24 protein-coding genes and 1 pseudogene are annotated in these 23,708 nt (G+C 52.8%); 15 read left to right on the top strand and 10 right to left on the bottom strand.

Going from position 1 to position 23,708, the window contains the following annotated elements; genetic code table 11:
- Window positions 1-80: 80 nt before the first annotated feature.
- From OGV65_RS16625 to cmoB, 13 genes and pseudogenes are all read left to right on the top strand, one after another.
- Window positions 81-620: an HD family hydrolase gene (locus tag OGV65_RS16625; RefSeq protein WP_286455207.1), complete on the top strand. Its 540-nt coding sequence runs from the start codon at window positions 81-83 to the stop codon at window positions 618-620.
- A complete protein-coding gene (locus OGV65_RS16620) occupies window positions 608-784 on the top strand; it encodes a hypothetical protein (protein ID WP_286455206.1) in 177 nt (58 codons plus the stop codon). Before OGV65_RS16625 ends, OGV65_RS16620 begins: the two co-directional genes overlap by 13 nt.
- On the top strand, window positions 781-1,035 hold the full coding sequence (locus tag OGV65_RS16615; RefSeq protein ID WP_286455205.1) for a hypothetical protein: 255 nt from the start codon (window positions 781-783) through the stop codon (window positions 1,033-1,035). The genes OGV65_RS16620 and OGV65_RS16615 overlap by 4 nt, the downstream gene beginning before the upstream one ends.
- Window positions 1,036-1,055: 20 nt before the next feature.
- Window positions 1,056-1,571: pseudogene (locus tag OGV65_RS16610) on the top strand (hypothetical protein); the annotation flags it as partial.
- Window positions 1,572-1,575: 4 nt separating this feature from the next.
- The gene (locus OGV65_RS16605; protein WP_142972720.1) at window positions 1,576-1,776 is read left to right on the top strand and encodes a hypothetical protein; all 201 of its coding nucleotides are present in this window, start codon (window positions 1,576-1,578) and stop codon (window positions 1,774-1,776) included.
- 3 nt (window positions 1,777-1,779) lie between these two features.
- A complete protein-coding gene (locus OGV65_RS16600; RefSeq protein ID WP_286455203.1) occupies window positions 1,780-2,202 on the top strand; it encodes a hypothetical protein in 423 nt (140 codons plus the stop codon).
- A 1-nt stretch (window position 2,203) separates the two neighbouring features.
- Window positions 2,204-2,773, top strand: coding sequence for a 3'-5' exonuclease (locus OGV65_RS16595; protein WP_286455202.1), 570 nt, complete (start codon window positions 2,204-2,206; stop codon window positions 2,771-2,773).
- A 40-nt stretch (window positions 2,774-2,813) separates the two neighbouring features.
- Complete coding sequence (locus OGV65_RS16590; protein ID WP_003839185.1) at window positions 2,814-3,050, top strand: excisionase family protein; 237 nt, start codon at window positions 2,814-2,816, stop codon at window positions 3,048-3,050.
- Between the two features lie 58 nt (window positions 3,051-3,108).
- Window positions 3,109-4,422: a tyrosine-type recombinase/integrase gene (locus OGV65_RS16585; RefSeq protein WP_180484842.1), complete on the top strand. Its 1,314-nt coding sequence runs from the start codon at window positions 3,109-3,111 to the stop codon at window positions 4,420-4,422.
- Window positions 4,401-5,174, top strand: coding sequence for a DUF72 domain-containing protein (locus tag OGV65_RS16580; RefSeq protein ID WP_286455270.1), 774 nt, complete (start codon window positions 4,401-4,403; stop codon window positions 5,172-5,174). The genes OGV65_RS16585 and OGV65_RS16580 overlap by 22 nt, the downstream gene beginning before the upstream one ends.
- 52 nt (window positions 5,175-5,226) lie before the next feature.
- Entirely contained in the window at window positions 5,227-5,622 is a 396-nt protein-coding gene (locus tag OGV65_RS16575) for an MAPEG family protein (protein WP_016153418.1), read from the top strand.
- A 40-nt stretch (window positions 5,623-5,662) separates the two neighbouring features.
- Window positions 5,663-6,406: a carboxy-S-adenosyl-L-methionine synthase CmoA gene (cmoA, locus tag OGV65_RS16570; protein ID WP_016153419.1), complete on the top strand. Its 744-nt coding sequence runs from the start codon at window positions 5,663-5,665 to the stop codon at window positions 6,404-6,406.
- Window positions 6,403-7,371: a tRNA 5-methoxyuridine(34)/uridine 5-oxyacetic acid(34) synthase CmoB gene (cmoB, locus tag OGV65_RS16565; RefSeq protein WP_286455201.1), complete on the top strand. Its 969-nt coding sequence runs from the start codon at window positions 6,403-6,405 to the stop codon at window positions 7,369-7,371. The genes cmoA and cmoB overlap by 4 nt, the downstream gene beginning before the upstream one ends.
- Before the next feature lie 167 nt (window positions 7,372-7,538).
- Here cmoB and cutC read toward each other — a convergent pair whose 3' ends face one another.
- Both cutC and OGV65_RS16555 read right to left on the bottom strand, forming a co-directional pair.
- Window positions 7,539-8,285 carry a copper homeostasis protein CutC gene (gene cutC, locus OGV65_RS16560; RefSeq protein WP_235117132.1) on the bottom strand — a complete coding sequence of 249 codons (747 nt, stop codon included), beginning with the start codon at window positions 8,283-8,285 and terminating at the stop codon, window positions 7,539-7,541.
- Window positions 8,286-8,287: 2 nt separating this feature from the next.
- Window positions 8,288-8,854, bottom strand: a complete 567-nt coding sequence (locus OGV65_RS16555) for a VOC family protein (RefSeq protein WP_047502136.1) — start codon at window positions 8,852-8,854, stop codon at window positions 8,288-8,290.
- Window positions 8,855-9,092: 238 nt separating this feature from the next.
- On the opposite strand from OGV65_RS16555, the gene argS reads away from it, so the two are divergent.
- The gene (gene argS / locus OGV65_RS16550; protein WP_181221654.1) at window positions 9,093-10,826 is read left to right on the top strand and encodes an arginine--tRNA ligase; all 1,734 of its coding nucleotides are present in this window, start codon (window positions 9,093-9,095) and stop codon (window positions 10,824-10,826) included.
- 183 nt (window positions 10,827-11,009) lie between these two features.
- A complete protein-coding gene (gene mrdA2, locus OGV65_RS16545; RefSeq protein ID WP_016156805.1) occupies window positions 11,010-12,929 on the top strand; it encodes a peptidoglycan DD-transpeptidase MrdA2 in 1,920 nt (639 codons plus the stop codon).
- Here the strand turns inward: mrdA2 and bglB are convergent.
- From bglB to OGV65_RS16505, 8 genes are all read right to left on the bottom strand, one after another.
- Window positions 12,901-14,040, bottom strand: a complete 1,140-nt coding sequence (gene bglB, locus OGV65_RS16540) for a beta-galactosidase BglB (protein ID WP_049283059.1) — start codon at window positions 14,038-14,040, stop codon at window positions 12,901-12,903. The genes mrdA2 and bglB overlap by 29 nt on opposite strands.
- On the bottom strand, window positions 14,041-15,627 hold the full coding sequence (locus tag OGV65_RS16535; RefSeq protein ID WP_049269087.1) for an MFS transporter: 1,587 nt from the start codon (window positions 15,625-15,627) through the stop codon (window positions 14,041-14,043).
- A 262-nt stretch (window positions 15,628-15,889) separates the two neighbouring features.
- Window positions 15,890-16,282: a flagellar protein FlhE gene (gene flhE, locus OGV65_RS16530; protein ID WP_019077041.1), complete on the bottom strand. Its 393-nt coding sequence runs from the start codon at window positions 16,280-16,282 to the stop codon at window positions 15,890-15,892.
- On the bottom strand, window positions 16,282-18,360 hold the full coding sequence (gene flhA, locus OGV65_RS16525) for a flagellar biosynthesis protein FlhA (protein WP_016153428.1): 2,079 nt from the start codon (window positions 18,358-18,360) through the stop codon (window positions 16,282-16,284). The genes flhE and flhA overlap by 1 nt, the downstream gene beginning before the upstream one ends.
- On the bottom strand, window positions 18,353-19,504 hold the full coding sequence (flhB, locus tag OGV65_RS16520) for a flagellar biosynthesis protein FlhB (RefSeq protein WP_016153429.1): 1,152 nt from the start codon (window positions 19,502-19,504) through the stop codon (window positions 18,353-18,355). Before flhB ends, flhA begins: the two co-directional genes overlap by 8 nt.
- Before the next feature lie 140 nt (window positions 19,505-19,644).
- A complete protein-coding gene (locus tag OGV65_RS16515; protein ID WP_286455200.1) occupies window positions 19,645-21,969 on the bottom strand; it encodes a family 78 glycoside hydrolase catalytic domain in 2,325 nt (774 codons plus the stop codon).
- Window positions 21,953-22,312 (bottom strand): glycoside hydrolase family 78 protein, encoded by a 360-nt coding sequence (locus OGV65_RS16510; protein ID WP_286455198.1) that lies wholly within the window; start codon window positions 22,310-22,312, stop codon window positions 21,953-21,955. The genes OGV65_RS16515 and OGV65_RS16510 overlap by 17 nt, the downstream gene beginning before the upstream one ends.
- Before the next feature lie 24 nt (window positions 22,313-22,336).
- Complete coding sequence (locus OGV65_RS16505) at window positions 22,337-23,638, bottom strand: MFS transporter (protein WP_286455197.1); 1,302 nt, start codon at window positions 23,636-23,638, stop codon at window positions 22,337-22,339.
- Window positions 23,639-23,708 lie beyond the last annotated feature (70 nt).

The following is a 23,708-nucleotide window of genomic DNA, read 5'->3' as shown; positions in this document are numbered from 1 at the left end:
TTCCATTAATTATCGCCACCCGGCGAGGGATTCGTGCAACCAAAATCTGCGCGGTGCAGCGCGCCAATATGGAGAAAACCATGAGCTACATTCAGACATTATCCGGTAAAAAATTTAACTACCTGACCGCCACAATCGACGATATCGATGTTGAGGATATCGCGACTGCTCTTTCCAACATCTGTCGATTCGCTGGGCATCTCCCAGAGTTCTACAGCGTGGCCCAGCACTCTGTGCTTGTAAGCCAGATTGTGCCGCCAGAGTTCGCCTTTGAAGCGCTGATGCACGAAGCTGCGGAGGCATATTGCCAGGATATTCCAGCCCCGCTCAAAGCCTTGCTGCCTGACTACCAGCGCATGGAAACTTATATTGATGGTCTTATCCGCTTTAAATTCGGTATCCAGCTTGAGCAAGCTGCCGTCGTGAAATATGCCGATCTAACCATGTTAGCTACCGAGCGCCGTGATCTGGAAATCGATGACGGTTCGAAGTGGGAAATTCTCGAAGGTATTCCCTGCTCTGATCTCGTTCAGGTTATTCCTCTCCGTCCTGGTCAAGCCTATGGCCTGTTCATGAACCGCTTTAACGAACTGGTGGAGCTGCGCCAATGCGCCGCATGAAGGTAAAAGAACTCGTTGCGGAGGCTTTTGCCTCCGTTGCTGAACTGCCACCAAAGCATGCACCGCTTATGCGCGAAGTCGCCACCAGACTAGAAGCTACGTTCGCAGTATTAAAAGAGTCTCTGGTGCAACTGGAACAGGAACGTAAAGGTAAAACGCCATGACCGTATTTGAATATCTCCAGGCTCATCCGAATACCACCAGCGGTGAAATCGCCAAAGGTATGAACAAAACGACGCCAGCGGTCGCCGGAGCATTATCGCAACTCTATGGCACAGGCCGGATCGTGAAGTCTGGTGTTCGTAAGGGCATTCCAACATACCGTGTTAACGATATGCCGTTTGGGCGCAGTAACAGCCTAACCATGATGTTTAACCAGCTGTTGAATAGAGCAAGACAGGGAACTGCACAATGAGCAAATCACTTGAAGTGCTGATTGCCAAAATCAAAAAGCAGATTGAAAGCTATGACTCCGTAATTTTGAAGGAAAGTGAAGCCATGGCACTTATCGCAGAACTGGAGGCAAAATCCGCGCCAGAATCGTTCAGTGCCATCGGCAAAAACATTTTATCACAGGATAACCGTATTACATCTGACCCGATGTTTTGCGTTTACCAAAAGCGCGAAATTGTTGTTGATGCTGATTACGACTATGACCGCATCGTTTGGGTTGATGAAGATGGTAACGAAGCTAATGAGCGCCAACGAATGCGCCTTGAATTGCTCCATGAAAACTTCCGTGAACCACCTGAAAAATGGCGCAGAGTTGCACTGAAAGAAATTGAAGATTTCGTTACCTGCTGTTTCACCGAACAGGGATGCAAAGACTACCTGGCATGTAATGGCCACAACCTACGACTGCCATTCATCTACGCCAAAAGCGGATTTAGGAATGCTGAGTTTATCAGCGTTCGTAACTGGCTCGCTGGCATTGGCGTGAAGGGGGAGTGAGTCAGTGGAAAAATGTAATCGCTGTATTGTCGGCCTGATTGGGTCACAGCCAGTTCTTTCCGGTGACTGGGCTAATGCGGTCGCAAATTTTGAAATCGTAATTGCTGACTGGAACGAGAAAACCAAACGCTTTGCCGTTCCGCATCCTGGATTCGCCCGTAAGTTCAATTACTGCCCGCATTGCGGAAACAAGGTAGAAGACTAACCCATGACAACTAACAACCACCCAGCGAACGGTCCTGTATCACTTGAGCGCCTGCACCAGATAAGCGAAATACTCAGCAAAGCAGCAGCACAAAGCGACGGCGGTAATCTCGGCTACGCAATGGCTGATGCTGTGAAGGTGATTGATGGGGCTATTGCATCGTTTGGTGCTGAGCCTGTGGCATGGATGATTATAGATATTGATACGGGCGAAAAAATAATCCGTCCTGATAGGTCGTATTTTGAAGGTCCTTGTCAGCCGCTCTACGCCGCCCAGCCAGCGCCGGTAGTGCCGGATGAAAAACCGATGCCAGAGGCGTCGAAAATGTATGTCATAGACGCTGTAGCTGCAATCGCTGAAGTCAGGGGATGGAACGCCTGCCGCGCCGCAATGCTTAAAGCAGCAACAAAACAGGAGAATATTTAACGTGAACAATTTAATGATCGACCTCGAATCCATGGGCAAAAAACCGAATGCCCCTATCGTCTCCATTGGTGCCGTGCTCTTCGATCCGCAAAGTGGTGAACTGGGTCAGGAGTTTTACACCGCAGTTAATCTTGAAAGCGCTATGGAGCAGGGAGCGGTGCCGGATGGTGACACTATTCTGTGGTGGTTAAGACAAAGCTCAGAAGCACGATCAGCAATCTGTGTTGATGATGCGATGCCGATATCATCTGCCCTATCTGAACTGAACCATTTCATTAACCGGCATTCTGATAACCCTAAATACTTAAAAGTTTGGGGCAATGGAGCTACTTTCGACAACGTTATATTGCGCGGCGCATATGAGCGTGCCGGCCAGGTTTGCCCGTGGCAATTTTGGAATGATCACGACGTCAGAACCATCGTCACATTGGGCAGAGTTGTAGGTTTCGATCCTAAGCGTGATATGCCATTTGATGGGGTTGCACATAACGCACTGGCTGATGCCCGCCACCAGGCGAAATATGTTTCAGCGATTTGGCAGAAACTAATCCCAACCACCAGCAACAGCTAAAGTTTTCCCCGGGTGCAGCCGGGATAATGGAGAAATAACTATGAGCAATATTTTCCAGTTAGCTCCCAACGATTGGGTTTGTGAAAGCGTTTTGATCGCGGTTACCGGGCTCAAACCCGGAACCATCCTCCGTGCCAGAAAAGAATGCTGGATGATTGGGAGGGAGTATATCCACGTATCGCCTGACGGAAATCCTAAACCTTCCAGTGAGTGCATGTATAACAGAAAGGCTGTAGATGCCTGGGTCGCTTCAATGAAAAGCAAGCAGCCAGGGTGATTTGATGCCATGAAAAAGGTAAGCTCGTATCGCTCTTGGGCGTCTGGAGGTAACACCAATGGATAAAGTCACATATCCAACAGGCGTCGAAAACCACGGTGGCACATTACGCATCTGGTTTAATTTTAAAGGTAAGCGTGTCAGGGAAAGTCTCGGTGTCCCTGACACCGCTAAGAACAGAAAGATAGCCGGGGAACTGCGGACATCAGTATGTTTTGCCATCCGCACAGGAACCTTTGATTATGCAACCCAGTTTCCTGACTCCCCTAACCTCAAGGCTTTTGGTGTAAGTAAAAAAGACATTACAGTGAAAGAACTTGAAGAAAAGTGGCTGGATCTGAAACGGATGGAAATCTGCGCGAACGCATTCAATCGCTATGAATCTGTCGCAAGGAATATGGTGCCGAGGATCGGAGGTAATCGCCTGGTGTCAGCAGTAACCAAAGAGGAATTGCTGTATCTTAGGAAAGATTTGCTAACTGGTTATCAGAGTCCGACGAAAAACAAAGCCCCGGCAAAAGGGCGAAGCGTTGTTACTGTGAACTATTACATGACGACAATGGCCGGAATGTTTCAGTTTGCTGCGGATCACGGTTACTTAGAGGTGAACCCATTCGAGGGAATTAAGCCTCTGAAAAAAGCCAGGGCAGAACCAGATCCTCTGTCTCGTGATGAATTTATTCGCCTGATAGATGCATGCCGGCATCAGCAGACGAAAAACCTGTGGTCATTAGCAGTATACACAGGAATGCGTCACGGGGAACTGGTCTCCCTGGCCTGGGAAGATATCGACCTGAAGGCGGGAACAATTACCGTCAGGCGTAATTATACGAAACTTGGTGAGTTCACTCTACCGAAAACCGAGGCAAGCACAGATCGAGTGGTGCATCTTATCCAGCCCGCAATCAGCATCCTGAAAAATCAGGCTGAAATGACAAGGCTGGGCAGGCAATATCACATTGAAGTGCAGTTACGTGAGTATGGCCGTTCGGTGAACCATGAGTGTACATTCGTCTTTAACCCGCATGTGGTCAGACGCAGTAAGCAGGTCGGATTTATCTACCGGGTCGATTCAGTAGGCGACTCATGGGAAGCGGCACTAAAGCGCGCGGGGATCAGACACAGAAAGGCGTACCAGTCACGACATACCTATGCGTGCTGGTCATTATCTGCAGGTGCAAACCCGAGTTTTATTGCCAGTCAGATGGGGCATGCGAGCGCGCAGATGGTGTTCAATGTTTACGGTGCATGGATGGCTGACAGCAGCGCAGAGCAGATCGCAATGCTGAATCAGAAGCTGGCAGATTTTGCCCCATTGATGCCCCATAGCCACGAGAGCAGTACGGGAGGATTATTAAAATCAGTAAGTTAACCCCTAACGCCCGTCATGTTAACTGTGTGGAGGGCAATACCACGCTGTACGCGCTGCCAAAAGCCGACATTGTGGCCCGCTGGCATGCGCAGACTACTGATGCGTTTCGATTTTGTTTTAAGTTTCCGGCCACCATTTCGCATCAGGCCGCGCTGCGTAATTGCGATGACCTGGTGCATGAGTTTTTCACGCGCATGTCGCCACTTGAATCACGCATTGGGCAATACTGGCTGCAATTACCCGCAACTTTTGGCCCGCACGACCTGCCTGCCTTGTGGCAGTTTCTTGATGCGCTCCCCAAATCCTTTACCTACGGTGTGGAAGTTCGCCATCCGGACTTTTTTGCCAAAGGCGAAACAGAGCAGCTATTCAATCGTGGCCTACATGAGCGCGGGGTAAATCGGGTGATTCTGGACACTCGACCGGTACATGCCGCCATACCACATACTGAAGCGATACGCGACGCCCAGCGCAAGAAGCCAAAGGTTCCGGTGCATGCGGTGGTGACGGCAAACCATCCGATGGTACGCTTTATCGGCAGCGATAATATGGCACAAAACAGCGCGCTTTTTGCCGTCTGGCTGACCAAGCTGTCGCAATGGCAACAAACCACAACGCCGTATCTGTTTTTACATACCCCGGATATCGCGCAGGCCCCGGAGCTTGTCGATACGCTATGGGCAAATTTACGCAGCGCCCTGCCAGAGATCGGATCAGCTCCGTCTATTCCACAGCAATCTTCTCTTTTCTGAAAATGCCACCTATCATAGTCAATGCCATCAGCCATTTTAAAAGGGAGTTTGTATGGTAAGCGCGCTTTATGCCGTATTGGGTGCGTTATTGTTAATTAAGTTCTCCTTTGACGTCGTTCGCCTGCGCATGCAATACCGCGTTGCATATGGTGACGGAGGTTTTAGCGAACTACAAAGCGCTATCCGCATTCACGGTAATGCGGTGGAATATATTCCCGTCGCATTGGTGCTGCTGTTATTTATGGAAATGAACGGCGCTGAAACGTGGATGGTGCATATTTGCGGGCTGATTTTGATTGCCGGACGACTGATGCATTATTACGGATTCCATCACCGGCTTTTCCGCTGGCGCCGTTCAGGCATGAGCGCGACCTGGTGTTCGCTGTTGCTAATGGTGCTGGCGAATCTTTGGTATATGCCCTGGGAGTTGGTTTTCTCCCTGCATTAGCGCACAATACGCCACTTTATTTTTCCCGGATTTTTACGTTATGTCTCACCGCGACACGCTTTTTTCTGCGCCTATCGCCAGTCTGGGTGACTGGACCTTTGATGAACGGGTAGCTGAAGTCTTCCCGGATATGATCCAGCGATCCGTTCCTGGCTATTCCAATATCATTTCTATGATTGGGATGTTGGCCGAACGTTTCGTACAACCCAACACACAGGTCTACGATCTGGGCTGTTCTCTGGGCGCTGCGACGCTCTCGGTGCGTCGCAATATTCATCACGAGAATTGCAAAATTATTGCCGTTGATAACTCCCCGGCTATGGTTGAGCGCTGCCGCCGTCATATTGACGCCTATAAAGCGCCGACACCGGTTGACGTTGTCGAAGGCGATATTCGCAACATTACTATCGAAAACGCCTCGATGGTGGTGCTGAATTTTACCCTGCAATTCCTTGAGCCACCTGAGCGCCAGGCATTGTTGGATAAGATTTATCAGGGGCTGAACCCCGGCGGCGCGCTGGTACTGTCTGAAAAATTCAGTTTCGAAGACGCTAACGTTGGCGAGCTGCTGTTCAACATGCACCACGATTTCAAACGGGCAAATGGCTATAGCGAGCTGGAAATCAGTCAAAAGCGCAGCATGCTGGAGAACGTGATGCTGACCGACTCGGTCGAAACGCACAAAGCGAGACTGCATCAGGCGGGCTTTGAACACAGCGAATTGTGGTTCCAGTGCTTTAACTTTGGTTCTCTGGTGGCACTGAAAGCTGAGGTTAGCGCATGATCGACTTTGGTAACTTTTATCAACTGATTGCCAAAAATCACCTTTCCCATTGGCTGGAAACGCTCCCGGCGCAAATCGCGACCTGGCAGCGCGATCAGCACGGCTTGTTTAAGCAGTGGTCAAATGCGGTCGAGTTTCTGCCCGAGCTGACGCCGCATCGCCTGGACTTACTGCATAGCGTTACCGCCGAAAACGATGAGCCGCTCAGCGACGGTCAGCTCATACGTATCGACACCCTGATGCGTAACCTGATGCCATGGCGTAAAGGGCCGTACTCGTTGTACGGCGTCAATATAGATACCGAGTGGCGCTCGGACTGGAAATGGGATCGCGTTCTGCCGCACTTGTCTGACCTCACTGGGCGCACCATTCTTGATGTCGGCTGCGGGAGTGGATATCACATGTGGCGCATGATTGGCGCGGGGGCGCATCTGGCGGTTGGCATCGATCCTACCCAACTGTTTCTGTGCCAGTTCGAGGCCGTGCGTAAACTGCTGGGCAATGACCAACGCGCTCACCTGCTGCCGCTGGGTATTGAGCAGCTTCCGGCGCTCAACGCCTTTGATACCGTATTCTCCATGGGAGTGCTTTATCACCGCCGTTCACCGCTGGAACACCTGTGGCAGTTGAAGGATCAGTTGGTGAAAGATGGCGAACTGGTACTGGAAACGCTGGTCGTCGAAGGTGATGAAAATACCGTACTGGTACCGGGCGATCGCTACGCACAGATGCGTAACGTTTACTTTATTCCTTCTGCGCTGGCGTTAAAAAACTGGCTGGAAAAATGTGGGTTTGTTGATGTGCGCATCGCTGATGTCTGCGTCACCACCACCGAAGAGCAGCGCCGCACCGAGTGGATGATAACCGAATCCCTGGCCGACTTCCTCGACCCGAACGATCACAGCAAAACGGTGGAAGGCTACCCGGCCCCATTACGCGCGGTATTGATTGCACGTAAGCCGTAGTTATTTTTGCCAGATAGCATTCTTTCTGCAAAATAGTTCAACTTGCAGCAAGGCAGACAACTCCGCTGCGGCTTGAAATATGCAGGATAAAAAAAGGCCCCTGTTGAAATTGCAGGGGCCTGGTACGAGCAAGCATCATATTGGGCGACATGATGCAACGGTAAAAATCAGCTGGCCTGGTGGTGTGCAATGATTGCTTTCATTTCCGCAACCGCCGCCCCGTCTACCGCATAGCGTGAATACTCATCCGCCTGTGCATCCGAAGACATCGACAACCCCGAATTGCGATAACGCATGGGGGAAGCCAGCCATACTCCGGCAGAACTGTGGACTTCCTGCACTCCAGCATCAAGGAACAGGGACAAATTCGAGGCGCGAACCCCCGCTCCGGCCATAATGATTGGAGCATTCACCTGCGCAATAAGTTCCATAATTTTTGTTAAACCTTGCGCCGCATCTGATTTTTGCCCGGAAGTCAGCACTCTGGCGATGCCCAAATCAGCTAATTTTTTTAGCGCATTGAATGGGTTAGCGCACATGTCAAAGGCCCGATGAAAAGTGACGTGCAGCGGTCCCGCCGCGATCATTATTTTCTCCATGCGCGGCATATCGACATCACCTTCTGCATCTAAAATGCCGGTTACCAACCCTGAGAACCCCAGATCTCTTACCAGCGCAATATCACCCAGCATTGCAGCGAATTCACCGTCGGTGTAACAAAAGTCCCCCCCGCGCGGGCGAATAATGGGATTGACCGGAATCGAGATATGCTGGCGAACCGAACGCAAGACGCCCAGGGACGGCGTTAAGCCCCCTTCTTTGGGCGCCGAGCAAAGCTCAATGCGATCCGCGCCGTTTTGCTGCGCCGTGCGTGCGCACTCCATGCTGTAACAGCAGATTTCCAGTAATGCCATACTCACTCCTGACGTTCGCTTGCCACAATGGCTTCAATCGACCACGGATGGAATTTTATCGTCACGCTGCCATCGCTGACCGCCAGCGTTGGATTCGGTAAACGTTCGCGCTCGCCTTTTGGCGAACTGGTTTTTACAAATATACCCGGCTGGCTCAGCCCGTGATCTGAAAGCAGCGCCAGCGCTCGTGCATTCAGCGTTTCCACCTCACCCGGCAGAACAATTTCAACATGCTCCCAGCCTTCATGCGGATAGCGCTTTTCGCCCGGCCACGGCAGTTCTACGATAGTAAATTGCCAGTGTTGCACACAAACTGGCTCATCGAGTTTGAACAAGCAAATCGGTCGGCCATTGATGATATTTTCTGACAGCAATTCGCCGCACTGTTCAAACCCACGACGCCAGCGCTCTGCGGTGGTATTTTGATGACAACGCAGAGAAATGTGATCGGCTTCAAGCGATGAGACATCCAGCCCAAGGCGAGTGGAAAGATCCGTTAACGCCTGAATGAAATGCGGTAAATCTGCGGAAATATCATGCAGTTCTGCAACTGTTTGCCAGTTCGCCATAATGAAAGCTCATATCCATATTCAAAGCCGCTAATTTACCCTGTTGCGCAGCCCCAACCAACTGCTGATTTTCTTAAGCGCAATATGAATAATTATACGTAATGACAATGTTTATATTTCAGGCTGCTGGCGATACTCGCAATGCTGACGGCAACGGGCATTTGCAGTATACTCCCGCCCTTAATTCTTAAACTGGTGCGGTGCATTTTAAGCCGCTTCATAAATGTAAGGTATTCCGGTGAATATTCAGGCTCTTCTCTCAGAAAAAGTCAGTCAGGCCATGATTGCTGCAGGCGCGCCTGCAGATTGCGAACCGCAGGTTCGTCAGTCAGCAAAAGTACAGTTCGGCGACTATCAGGCTAACGGCATGATGGCTGTCGCTAAAAAACTGGGTATGGCGCCGCGACAACTGGCTGAGCAGGTGCTGACTCATTTGGATCTCAACGGGATCGCCAGCAAAGTTGAAATTGCAGGCCCGGGCTTTATCAATATTTTTCTCGATCCGGCATTTCTGGCGCAGCACGTTCAGCAGGCGCTGGCTTCCGATCGTCTGGGCGTCACCCAACCGGCTAAACAAACCGTTGTGGTTGATTACTCCGCACCTAACGTAGCGAAAGAGATGCACGTTGGTCACCTGCGTTCCACCATCATCGGTGACGCTGCGGTGCGTACGCTGGAGTTCCTCGGCCACAATGTTATCCGCGCCAACCACGTCGGCGACTGGGGTACTCAGTTCGGTATGCTCATCGCATGGCTGGAAAAACAGCAGCAGGAAAATGCTGGCGAGATGGCGCTGGCTGACCTTGAAGGTTTCTACCGTGATGCGAAAAAACATTACGACGAAGATGAAGCCTTCGCGGAACGTGCCCGGAGTTATGTCGTGAAACTGCAAGGCGGCGACGAGTACTTCCGTGAGATGTGGCGCAAACTGGTCGACATCACCATGTCGCAAAACCAGTTAACCTACGATCGCCTGAACGTCACCCTGACCCGTGAAGACGTCATGGGTGAAAGCCTGTACAACCCGATGCTGCCTGGCATCGTGGCCGATCTCAAAGCTAAAGGCCTGGCTGTTGAAAGCGAAGGCGCTACCGTCGTATTCCTTGATGAGTATAAGAACAAGGAAGGTGAACCGATGGGCGTAATCATTCAGAAGAAAGATGGCGGCTATCTCTACACCACGACCGACATCGCCTGCGCCAAGTACCGTTATGAAACGCTGCATGCCGACCGCGTACTTTATTACATCGACTCCCGTCAGCATCAGCACTTAATGCAGGCCTGGACCATCGTGCGTAAAGCCGGTTATGTGCCGGACTCTGTGCCGCTGGAACACCACATGTTCGGTATGATGCTGGGTAAAGACGGCAAGCCGTTCAAAACCCGCGCGGGCGGCACGGTTAAACTGGCCGATCTGCTGGATGAAGCGCTGGAACGCGCACGCCGTCTGGTAGCGGAGAAGAACCCGGACATGCCTGCCGACGAGCTGGAAAAACTGGCGAATGCGGTCGGTATCGGCGCGGTGAAATATGCCGATCTGTCCAAAAACCGTACCACCGACTACATCTTCGACTGGGACAATATGCTGGCGTTCGAAGGGAACACTGCGCCGTATATGCAGTACGCCTACACCCGCGTACTGTCCGTGTTCCGTAAAGCGGATATCGACGAAAGCGCGCTGGCAAATGCGCAGGTGATTATCAGTGAAGATCGCGAGGCTCAGCTGGCAGCGCGTCTGCTGCAGTTTGAAGAAACGTTGACCGTTGTTGCACGTGAAGGTACGCCGCACGTGATGTGTGCGTACCTGTACGACGTTGCCGGTCTGTTCTCCGGCTTCTACGAGCACTGCCCTATCCTCAGCGCTGAAAACGAAGAGATTCGTAACAGCCGCCTGAAACTGGCACAGTTGACGGCGAAAACCCTGAAGCTGGGTCTGGATACGCTGGGTATCGAAACCGTAGAACGTATGTAAATCAGCTCACCTATCAGGCCTGACTCCGAAATTCGGACTCAGGCCTTTTTTATTTCTGTAACAGGCAATCTGTAACAACTCACAAGGAATGACACATTTCCGTAGAGATATGGAACATTTTTTGCCTGTCATCCCGTTTAAGCCTCCGTATCATGAGGCGGCGAATTAATCGGGTACGGGTCAATGACATTCAGAGATTTTGAGGCGGAGGAAAAACTCTTCCAGCGGCGTGTATTGGTGGCCTTTGGCCTGGTGGTCATCTGCTTTGGCATCCTGATTTACAATCTCTACAACTTACAAATCTGTCAGCACCAGTATTACACCACCCGCTCGAATGCAAACGACATCAAAATGCTGCCCGTGGCCCCGACGCGTGGCATGATTTACGATCGCAACGGCATCCCGCTGGTGCGCAACGTAACCTGGTACGACATTTCCGTTACGCCTTATAAAATCAGTGATATGAATGCCCTGATCAGGCAGCTCACGCCTATCATTGACCTCACTCCTGATGACATTGACCAGTTTCGCCATGCGCTGAAAGCCAGCAGCCGCTATCGCCCGGTCGTGCTAAAAAATGCGCTGACCGATGTGGAAATCGCCCGCTTCTCGGTTAACCAGTTTCATTTCAGCGGCGTCAATATCAATAGCTATGAAGACCGCCAGTACCCTTATGGCGCAGCGCTGGCGCATGTCCTTGGCTATGTGTCAAAAATCAATGACAACGACCTGAAAGCGCTGGATCAAAAAGGCCTGACAGAGAACTACGCCGCCGATCACAACATCGGTAAGCAGGGTATCGAGCACTACTATGAAAATGAACTGCATGGGAAAACCGGTTATCAGGAGGTCGAAGTTGATAACCACGGACGCATCGTACGCCTGATCAAAGATGTGCCGCCCGTTGCCGGAAAAGATATCCACCTGACGCTGGACCTCCATTTACAGCAATATATTGAGAGTCTGTTGGTGGGCCAGCGGGCCGCCGTTTTGGTTGAGGATCCGCATGACGGTTCCGTGCTGGCAATGGTTTCGAATCCCAGCTATGACCCCAACCCGTTTGTCAAAGGTATCAGCTATCAGGACTATAACAAGCTGCTTCAGGATAAGGACCTGCCGTTAATCAACCGCGTCACGCAAGGGTTGTATCCTCCCGCCTCCACGGTCAAACCGTATATGGCGATGTCAGCATTACTGGACGGCGTGATCACGCCGCAGACCCGTTTCTTCGGCGCCCCCACCTGGACGCTCCCCGGCACGGAGCGACATTACCGTGACTGGAAAAAAACGGGCCACGGTATGCTGGATGTCACCAAAGCAATTGAAGAATCTGCCGACACGTTCTTTTATCAGGTGGCATATATGATGGGGATTGACCGTATTAACAGCATGCTCAGCCAGTTTGGCTATGGCAAACCGACCGGCATCGATCTTGGTGAGGAGTATAACGGCCTGCTCCCGAGCCGCGAATGGAAGCAGAAAGTGCATAAAAAAGCCTGGTATCAGGGAGATACCATTTCGGTTGGCATCGGCCAGGGCTACTGGATTGCCACGCCGATCCAGATGGTAAAAGCCATGGTCGCGCTGATTAACAATGGCAAGGTTATCGCCCCTCACCTGCTACGTGATGAAGAGAGCGGAAAAGTCATCACGCCGTACCAGGCTCCCGAAGCACCGTCACAAATTGCCTCTGCTTCGTCCCCCTACTGGGGACTGGTGCGTCAAGCGATGTTCGGCATGGCGAATGAGCCAAACGGTACCGGTTATAAGTTCTTTCACACCGCGCCTTACGGCATTGCAGCGAAAAGTGGCACATCACAGGTCTTTAGCCTGAAAGAAAATCAGACCTACGATGCGAAAATGATCCCCGTGCGTCTGCGCGACCACGTGTTCTATACCGCATTTGCGCCATATAAGAACCCAAAAGTCGCCATAGCGTTAATTCTGGAAAACGGTGGCAGCGATGGCGTCACCGCCGCACCAGTCATGCGTCAAATCATGGATCATCTGTTTGCTGCGCAGGACGACGACGCTCAAGCGGGTCCGATAGCCGCAACGCCATCGGACACCGATATCAAAAATACTTACGCAAGTATTCGGTAAGGCACAGCATCGCCATCGCCTGACCGTAAGGCATGGAGGTCCGGGGGATGTTGCGGTAGAAATCGAGATTGTGGCCCATCCCGGTACCAAACGAGGTATGCAGCAATTCACCTTCCGGCGAAATATGTTGCACAATGCCTCTGATCGCTTTTTCGGCTACAGCCGCATAGTCTTGTCCGACATAGCGTTTACGTACCGCTTTGAGGATCCCATAGGCAAATCCGGCGGTTGCCGAGGCTTCAAGATACGACTGCGGGTCGTCCAGCAAGGTGTGCCACAGTCCGCTTTCATCCTGGCACTTCGCCAGCGCCGCGATTTGTGCGTTCAAAACTTGCACCAGATAGCGGTGCACTGCATTGTTTTCCGGCAAATCAAGTAATTCGAGGAAATCCGGGATGACTATAGTTAACCAGCTGTTGCCACGCGCCCAGCGAGCGTTGGCGAAGTTATGCTGTCCTTCATAGCTCCAGCCGTGGAACCACAGCCCCGTTTCTTTATCCATCAGGTTTTGCACGTGCAGCAGGAACTGATAGGTTGCCTCTTCAATATACTCGGGACGGTTGAGCAACTTGCCAATCTTCGCCAGCGGTAAGACCGTCATCATCAACGTGTCATCCCACATCTGCTGGTGATTTTCTTCCGCCAGCGTAATGTGCTGCATACCGCCGAATTGGGTACGCGGCATATCATGCATTGCCCACTCAGCCCAGCTGTCGAGCCACGGCAGATACGCGGGATTACGCGTCTCTTCATAGCGATATGCCAGCGTTAAAAACGGCGCCATGGTGTTAACGTTTTTAGTCGTTGCACCTTCCGCAAAGCGATCGGCAAACCAGTTGTCGATAATATCGCGCATCGTGGCATCGCCGGTTTGCTGATAATACTGATACATCCCGTACAAGCCGATGCCGTGCGTCCACTCCCATCCCGCCCAGCCTTTGGTATCAATAACGCGTCCGTCATCCAGACGTAGCAAGAACTCGCCGGTCTCGTCATGAATATTGACCAGGTTATGCGTCACCTTTTTGATCAACGCTTTTAATTCATCCCTGGCAATAAAATGTTCTGGCTGGCGCAACAATGGGCTGTGTTTAACCGGATAAACAATCATTTACTTAACCTCTGTCAATGTCGAATTCAATACAGCACCCTTTTCCAGTTTCGGTGCCGCTGGTTTATTACGATTCAGGTAACCAATATTGTTGTTACCCCAAAGTGATTCATAAGGCATGCCCGATAGCATCTCTACGGTCGCGCGTCCTTTAGCGGATAGTCCTTCCAGCACGGGTTGCCCGGACTCACGCATTTTTGCTGTCTCTTCACGCAGGGTGCTGTGCGTTTGCAGGTTCAGTTTGAAGCGCAAGGAAACCAGGAAACCCAGCGCCAGAACAATCAGCGTTCCGCAGCTCAGAATTAACAGGATGGTATGACTGACCGCCGCGGGCTGTGCGCTCTGACCGGAGACAAAACCAGACAACTGCATCACAATACCCACCAGCATCACCGCTCCCGCCTGCGACGCTTTACGCGTTAACGTCATAATGCCGGCGAAGATCCCTTCCCGACGCTGACCGGTGATCACTTCGTCAACGTCGGCAATATAGGTGTAGATATTCCAGGGAACGTAGTTGATACCACCGCGTCCCAAACCCGCAACGGCGGAAACCAATAGCAACAGAGAATAAACATCGCTTAATCCGGCGTAATACAGCCCCGCATAGGAGAGTGAACTGAGGCCAAACAGGACGACCACCATGCGATAAGACGGCGCAGGTCCGAAACGGATGCACAATGGGATCATGGCGATAACGGCAATAAACTGGAAGATAGCCATCGTACCCAGCAGGTTTGACGCCATCGATGCTTCCTGCATCAGCACAAACACCACATAGTAAGTAAAGACGGCGTTAAAGACGTCCTGGGCAATATAGCCGCCAAGATACATTCCTAAATGCTGGCGAAAGATACGGATGCGCAGTGTTGAACTCAGTTCCACAAATAAACGGTTCATACTCTGACTTAAGGTCAGGCTTTTCTTCTCTTCTTCGGCTCGCAGCGCCGCCTCAGTCCACTCTTCCCGTGGGCGTTCCCAGGTAAAGAACCAGACGAAGGTCAGCATCATTGCGCACAGCACAGAAAACACCAGGCTGGCGTAGAAAAAAGAGACGGGGTTGTCCTTGCCAAACAGCGTCAGCAGAACGCCGGGTAAGAATGAGGCCAGAATGGCAGACATTTGCGCCATCGAAATGCGCGCGCCGGAGAATTTGGTTTTCTGTTTAAAGTCATCGGTCATTTCGGGTACCAGCGTTTCGTAAGGCACCAGAATCATGGTGTAGACCACGTCAAAAATCAGATAGGTGAGCAGGTAGTACCAGAACCCCATATCACCCACCCACATTAGTGAGTAGCTAAAGACACAGGGTATCCCCAACAGAATAAAAAACTTGCGTCGCCCAAAGCGTTTGCCGAGCCAGGTGGAGCCAAAGTTATCGGTTAAAAAACCCATTAATGGGCTAACAACGGCATCCAACACCCTGGCGGTAGCGAAGATAAAGGTTGCTTCGATTGGCGTCAGGCCACAGAACGTCGTGTAAAAATAGAGTAGCCAGGCCGCGGTTAACGCCGTGGTGCCTGCGCCTAAAAAATCCCCCGAACCGTAGGCAAAATAGTTAACCAACCCAATTTTACGTGTATTCATTGCCGTTACCCCTGCACATTATTGGGAGGCCCCGCAATCCTCGCTTTGACATTGGGCCTCCTTACAGGGCCACAGTAAAAGCTAACAGCAAGTGAAACCTTTCTATTTTTGCCAGGGGTATTCGTGAAATGGCAACAGCACAAAGAGTCCGGCAACGTATGTCACCTATTTTATAAAACAGCGTTTCTATTTAATCAAAGAGGCGGACTAGAATTGCGAAGCAGCCAGCAGTTTCTGCTGCTGGCCGGAATGAAGGGAGGCGTTAACGATAGTTCACAATCACCTGATTGCTCTGAACCTGTAAGGCGGGGATCAGGCGACCGCCACCGGGTACTTCCCAGACAAAATGCATCGGTTCGATGGCGGGAACATTATTGAATCCGTTGGTGGTCCCGCTTTGCCCGTCCAGCTCAACACAGCGGGACTGAGAACATAAACGCACCCGTAAACCCGCGGGCGTTGGGCCATTGAGCTCATAGCGCCAGGCCACCAGCGTCATCAACCCCGAGACCGGCTGGCTGGGCGTCAGAGGTGCAGACGAGGCTGACTGGCCGCGGTGATTTAAAGTAATCCCCATGCCGCTGGCCTGCCAGGCGCCTTCTCCGGCAGCCTGCGCTACCAGAGGAAAAAACAACAACCACAGTAATTTACGCATTACTTACCTCCAATAGTCGCCGTCATACGGATATGGCGGTTGTCAGACAGCTCCATGTTCGATAACACCACCAGTTGCGGAATGCTGCGACGTAAAAAGCGTGCCAGTAATGGACGCAACGCGTGGTTGACCAGTAAGACCGGCGGCGCACCCAACATTTCCTGACGGGACAGCGCTTCCTGAGTCTGGGCCAGCAGTCGGTCTGCAAGACCCGGCTCCAGACCGCCGCCGCCCTGCAGCGCCTGCAGAAGCAAACGTTCGAGCGGAGTATCAAGGCCGATAACCTGAACCTCTTCATTACCCGGGAACCACTGCTGAGTGATGGCGCGTCCCAACGCAACACGTACCACCGCGGTAAGCTCATGCGGATCGTTTTGCAGCGGTGCATGTTCAGCCAGCGTTTCGAGAATGGTGCGCATATCGCGAATCGGTACTTTCTCATCCAGTAAGTTCTGCAGCACTTTATGCAGCGTAGTGAGCGTCACGACGCCCGGGACCAGGTCTTCCGTCAGTTTTGGCATCTCCTGCGAGACGCGATCCAGTAGCTGTTGCGCCTCCTGACGGCCAAACAGCTCAGCAGCGAACTGCCCAATCAGGTGATTAAGGTGCGTGGCGACAACGGTACTGGCTTCAACAACCGTAAAGCCCTGAATCTGCGCCTGTTCCTTCAATGCGCTTTCAATCCAGATAGCGTCCAGACCGAAAGCCGGATCGACCGTTTTCTCGCCCGGCAGTGACCCGGCGGCAGTACCAGGGTTAATGGCCAGCCAGCGTCCCGGATAGGCGTCACCGCTGCCAATTTCCACCCCTTTCATCAAAATACGATAGCGGGCTGGCTGCAGATCCATATTGTCGCGGATATGTACCACCGGCGGCAGAAAGCCCATATCCTGGGCAAATTTCTTACGAATACTGCGGATTCGCCCCAGCAACTCGCCATCTTGCTGAAAGTCCACCATTGGGATCAGGCGGTAGCCTACCTCCATCCCCAGGGAATCCTCCAGCTGTACATCATTCCATGTTGCTTCCACCACGGAGTTGTTTTCCGGCATTTTCACCGGCTGCGGCTCATCCGGGGCTTTTTGCTCACGACCACGCATCCACCAGGCCAGACCCAGTAACGCGGCGGTAAACATCAAAAACACCAGGTTCGGCATGCCCGGAACCAGACCCAAAAGACCAAGCACCGCCGCACTAAGCAGCATGACACTAGGATTACTGAACAGTTGGGTCACCATCTGTTCGCCTACATCCTGGTCGGTACTCACGCGGGTCACGATAACCCCAGCCGCGGTGGAGATTACCAGCGCAGGAATTTGCGCCACCAGCCCGTCACCGATGGTCAGCAGGGTATAACTTTCCGCTGCGCTACCCATGCTCATACCATGCTGCAACACCCCGACTAACAGACCGCCGACCACGTTGATCACCATGATCAAAATACCGGCGATGGCATCTCCACGTACGAATTTACTCGCACCGTCCATAGAGCCGTAGAAATCCGCTTCCTGCGTCACCTCCGAGCGTCGTTTTTTGGCTTCATCTTCGCCAATCAGACCCGCATTCAAATCCGCATCAATCGCCATCTGCTTGCCGGGCATACCATCCAGCACGAAGCGCGCGCCAACCTCGGCGATACGCCCGGCACCTTTGGTGATAACCATAAAGTTGATAATGACGAGAATAACGAAGACCACGATACCGATCGCAAAGTTACCGCCCACCAGGAAGTGACCAAAAGCTTCAACCACCTTTCCCGCCGCCGCCGCGCCGGTATGCCCTTCCATTAAAATGATACGCGTCGACGCAACGTTCAGGGCGAGGCGTAATAATGTGGTAAACAGCAAAATCGTCGGGAATGCGGCAAACTCCAGCGTACGCTGGGTGAACATCGCCACCAGCAGCACCATGATCGACAGCGCAATGTTAAACGTGAACAGCAAATCGAGGACGAAAGCCGGCAACGGCAACACCATCATCGACAGGATCAGCAGGATAAGGATCGGTCCGGCAAGGATTTGCAGTTGCGTGGATTTCAGGTTGCTGGGCAAACGCAACATCGCGACCAGATTAGCCATCAGTATTCTTCTCGTTCATGAAATCCAGTGCTTCAGGCACCGGAAGGTTTTCAGGTTGTGGTGGACGCTTGCCGCCGGCGAGACGCCAGCGTTTTAGCTGCCATACCCATGCCAGCACTTCGGCAACGGCGGCATATAATTGACCCGGTATTTGTTGACCAATCTCAGCATGACGGTATAGCGCACGCGCCAGCGGCGGCGCTTCTAACGTAGGGACTCGATGTTCAGCGCCAATCTCACGAATGCGCAGCGCCACCAGCCCCGCGCCTTTGGCAACAACTTTCGGTGCGCTCATTTTGTTCTCGTCATACTTCAACGCCACCGAATAGTGCGTGGGGTTGGTAACAATCACGTCCGCTTTCGGCACATCCGCCATCATGCGACGCTGCGCGGCCGCGCGCTGCATTTGGCGTATTTTGCCCTTAACGTGCGGGTCGCCTTCGCTTTGCTTAAATTCGTCACGGATATCCTGACGCGACATGCGCAGCTTTTTCAGATGGCTGTAAATCTGGAAAAAAACGTCGAACCCCACCATCGGAATAACGCCAAGCACCACCAACAGCGCGCACATGCCAACTAAATCCAGAGCGTTGCCCATCGCCGTAATCGGCGATTCCGCCATCAGACGCATCATCGCCGGCCAGTTATGCCAGAGATAAAATCCGGCCACGCTCCCCACCAGCGTGGACTTCAGTATCGCTTTGAGCAGTTCCGCCCCGGTTTGCGCTGAAAACATGCGTTTAATGCCCGGCAACGGATTCAGCTTAGAGAACTTGGGCTGCAGAGATTTACCGCTGAAAATCAAGCCGCCAAGCATCACCGGGGAGATTAATGCCACCAGAACGACGCCGGTAATCAAAGGTAACAGCGCAATCATCGCGTCTTTAATCAGCAGGATGATTTGGCTGAGGATCAGGTTAGGGTCATTGACCATACTGTGGTCAAAACGTAATCCGGCCGACAGCATACCGGCCAGTCTGCGGGCAAGCGACTCCCCACCAATCCAGATAATGCACACGCCCACCAGCAAAATAAGCAGTGAGGTCAGTTCTTTGGATCGGGGGACTTGCCCTTCTTCCCGTGCTTTTTCAAGTCGGTGGGGTGTGGGGGCTTCTGTTTTGTCGTCGTCGCTTTCTTCTGCCACGGCATTACTCTCGTCGTCACGGTCACGAGTATTATCGCGACCGCAACCATTGCCAATGCGTCGAATAGCGAAACGAAAACAGAGGAATTCGAGCGTTCGTTTGCCACGACAGCGCGAACGCTGCCGTGACAATCACGCGGTTAGCGCTGCCAGATAACGCGATAATGGCCCGATCCCACCTGCGCGCCATAGCCGCCGTCTACTGGCGCGAAGTCGAGGCCATCGGTATCGAGCAGCGTTTGTGCGCCATCGAGGATCACCATTGAGTGAGTATTCGGCGGAATATCTACCTCAAGAGTGATGGTCTGCAAGCCATCGCGCGCCGGTTCCTGCGTCCAGTGGACGGCAATATCACCATATACCGAGCCGTATCGCGCTTTCAGCCATGTCAGGCCACCGCCCGGAATAGGCCGCAGTACCGAAGATTTAAAGCCCGGCGCGTGTTCTTCGGTATTTACTCCCGCCGCCACGCGATACAGCCATTCACCGATCGCCCCGTAGGCATAATGGTTGAAGGAGTTCATGTCCGGGCTCCACATTGTGCCGTCCGGTTTCACGCCATCCCAGTGTTCCCAAATCGTCGTCGCCCCGGCTTTTACCTGATACAACCAGCTTGGGAAGTCCTCTTTCATCAGTAATTGCCACGCCGCGTCGGCCTGTCCGTTTTCGCTCAATGCGTGACAGAAATAGGGTGTGCCGACAAACCCCGTCACCAGATGACCGTCATTTTCCGCCAGCAGTTCCAGCAGCGTTTGCACGGTGCGCTCGCGGTGCGCATCCGGCACTAACTGGAAGTAAAGCGCCAGAATATGCGCCGTTTGCGTGCGCGCCGCCAGCCGCCCGGTGGCGGTAAAAAACTCATTGCGGAAGCTTTCGACAATCGCGGTATGCAGCGCCTGATAATGAGTGTGGTCAACGTCATTTCCCAGTGCTTTGGCTGATTTCGCCAGCAGCAGCGTGGACAACGCATAGTAGGCCATGCAGGTCAGTTCATTCGGCGTTGCACCAAAATAGCTGCCCTCTTTGGCATCCAGCGCAACCCAATCGCCAAACTGCAGTTTCCACGACCACTGGTTCTCAACAGCGTTGTCATGCATAAACTCCACCCAGGCTTTCATGCTTTTGTACTGGCGGGCCAGCGTCTGTTTATCGCCGTACATCAGGTACAGCGTCCACGGGTTAATCACCGCCGCATCGGCCCAGGCGGCGGCGGAATGGGTGCGCCCGTGGGATAAAAAGCGGTCGTTGTCGCATTTGCCGGTGAGGATATCGGGGATGACGTGCGGCACACCGCCCTCCGGCGTTTGGTCATGCTGAAGATCGGTCAGCCATTTGGCAAAAAAAGTGCGCGTTTGCATCAGATAACTGGCGGTGCGGCAGAAAATTTGCGCATCGCCCGTCCATCCCAGACGTTCATCGCGCTGCGGGCAGTCGGTTGGGATATCGACGAAATTGCCCTTAAGCCCCCACATGATGTTGTGATGCAGTTGGTTGAGATCCGCGTTTGAGGTTTCAATGTGACCCGTCGGCGTCATCGCGGAATGCAGCACGACCGCGACAAAATCATCCCGCGTCGGTGTGCCAGGCCAACGTTCAATCAGCACATAACGGAACCCCTGAAAGGTAAAATGCGGGTGATAACATTCTTCACCCTCGCCGCGTAAGGTGTAATCAATGCACTGTTTGGCGGTGCGCAGGTTCGCCAGATAAACATTGCCTTCGGCATCCAGCACTTCAAAATGGCGCAGCACCACGCGCTCACCTGCCGCACCGCGCACCCGAAACTCCACCCAGCCGCTGAGGTTCTGGCCAAAATCAAGCACCGTCTCGCCTTTTGGCGTCGTGATGATTGAGCACGGCACAAGCCGTTCTATTTCTTGTACCGGGCAGGCCGTTTGCGGTTGCAGCACCGACGTCTCTGCCGCAAGCGTCGTCACCGCGCGCCAATGCCCGGCGCTAAACGCAGGCTCGCTCCAGCCGCGCTGCTCCCGACGTGCGTCATACACTTCGCCATCATAAATTTCAGCAAACAAAATCGCGTCATCGCAGCCCTGCCAGTGTGCATCCGTGGCGATTATCCGCTGGCTACCATCGCGGAGCGTCACCACCATATGGCAAATAAACCCCGTCTGCTGGCCGTAATAGTTGCGATAGCGGTTGAAGCTCATATCCCCTTTATACCAACCCGCTCCCACCATCGCGCCAATCACGTTTTCGCCTTCTCGCAGGTGCTCGGTCACATCCCAGGTTTGATACAACAGATGGTGGTGGTAGCTCGTCCAGCCGGGCGATAACTCATCACGCCCGACTTTTTCGCCGTTGATCCACAGTTGATACAGCCCCAGCGCGCTGGCATGTACCACCGCCGAAACAATGTCATCACCGTCGGGCAAACTGAACGCATGGCGCAACAACGTGCCTTTTGAGTTGTCTTTATCCTGCGGCGTTTCAGCCGAGATAAACACCCCTTGCCACGCTTGCGCTGGCAGCGCCGGTAATAAACGTTGCCGCCGGGCTCCAGCCGCTCTCTTCACCGTGGTTGTCGGTAATATGCACCCGCACAAAATAGCGCGTCGAGTGCTGGCAGGCGACGTCGGGCAATTCGATATTACTGGAGCGGTCATCGTGCATTTCGCCGCTGTCAAACAGGCATTGGGCAAAATCTTCTTGCGCCGACAGCTGCAAACGCCAGCTACGCTGCTGTACATCGCGCAAGGTACTGGTGATTATCCAGCCGAAAACCGGCAACGTTTCGCAGCCCGTCAGCGTGGTTTCATAGTTGAGCGTAATCTTTTCTACTGCCAACATAATTTTTCCCTCAGTGGCTCATATTCAGGCTTTGGCCCGCAAAGTATCGTGCGACGCCTGTCCGTTATCAGACGTCGCCACCATTTCTGTTTCTGCATTAAATTCATTACGTTGCTTGCCGTGGAAGCACAGCCAGCCGATAACCATGCCTATCGCCACAATCGCCGTCAGCAGGCAATAAAGAACCACCGGCCCCGCGCTCAACAGCACAGGAGTGACGAACGCCAACAAGCCGCAGGTCAGACGGGCGACACCGACAATCACTCCTTGCGCGGTGGCGCGTAGCATGGTGGGGAATGACTCTTGCGCCCACACTTTCATGATGCCTTCGAAGGCAAATCCTGTGCCGATATTGGTAAACAGCAGGCAGCAGAACCAGGAGAGTGGCGAGAAATTAAACAGCACCGGCACGAAATAACCACCGGACATCATCACCGCGCCAAAAATAAAGAATGGAACCCGTTTTGAGGTATCAACGACGCGCATAAACATCAACCCAGACGCCACGCTCACTGGCAGAATCAACAGCCCCCACAGCGAGTGCGTGCTGACCGAAATGCCCACCACATTTACCGCTACATAAGCCCCAAACTGCCCGCCGGTATTGGCCGCCAGATTGGTGAAGGTATAAAAGATACACAGCGAGATAAACGGCCACAGGTATTTGCCTTCGAGCAGATGGCGCCAGCCGGTTTTCTGCGCCCGCACGGTGGCGATGCCACGACGCAGTTCATCCTTTGCCGCCAACCACAGCGGCGACTCAGGGATAGACCAACGCAGGATCATCAGCACAACCGCCACCAGCCCAACGTGCATATACATGATTTGCGCGCCAATCACCCCCCAGTCGCCGACGATAGCGGAGATCCCCATCGTGGCGCCAATTCCCACCAGCCAGAGTAAATTGGACAAGCCGATAATCTTGCCGCGGTTTTCATCGTTCGCCGCTTCGGAGATAGTCGCCAGAGAGACGGGTAAATCAGCCCCTGTCGCCAGCCCCACCAAGAGTGTGCCCAGCACCAGGAACGGGAAGTTCAAACCAAAGGCCAGCGCTAGCGTGCCGATAAAAATCATCGCCATCGTAATAATAAAAACATTACGACGACCAATACGGTCTCCAAGACGACCGCCACCAAAAGCCCCAGCGGCAATACTCAGCGTTAATAATCCAGATAAAATGCCAATTTGTAGTGCAGTAATACCCATTGTTTTTTGATAAATGACTAAGGCTGTACCACTGGAAACAATAGCCGCCGAATCAATATATGATGCCATTCCAGACACCACCCCAATATACCAGGGGTTAGGTGTTTTATTTTTTGACATAACGATTCCCTTAAATTTACAGACAGTATGGCGAGAAATAAGCGTATGGCCTACCCCCGTCACGATGGAT

It is taken from the genome of Citrobacter sp. Cb004 (genome assembly GCF_030337065.1).
Classification (GTDB): domain Bacteria; phylum Pseudomonadota; class Gammaproteobacteria; order Enterobacterales; family Enterobacteriaceae; genus Citrobacter; species Citrobacter braakii.
The sequence above is the reverse complement of the archived record's forward strand: the minus strand, read 5'-3'. Positions and strand labels throughout refer to the sequence as shown.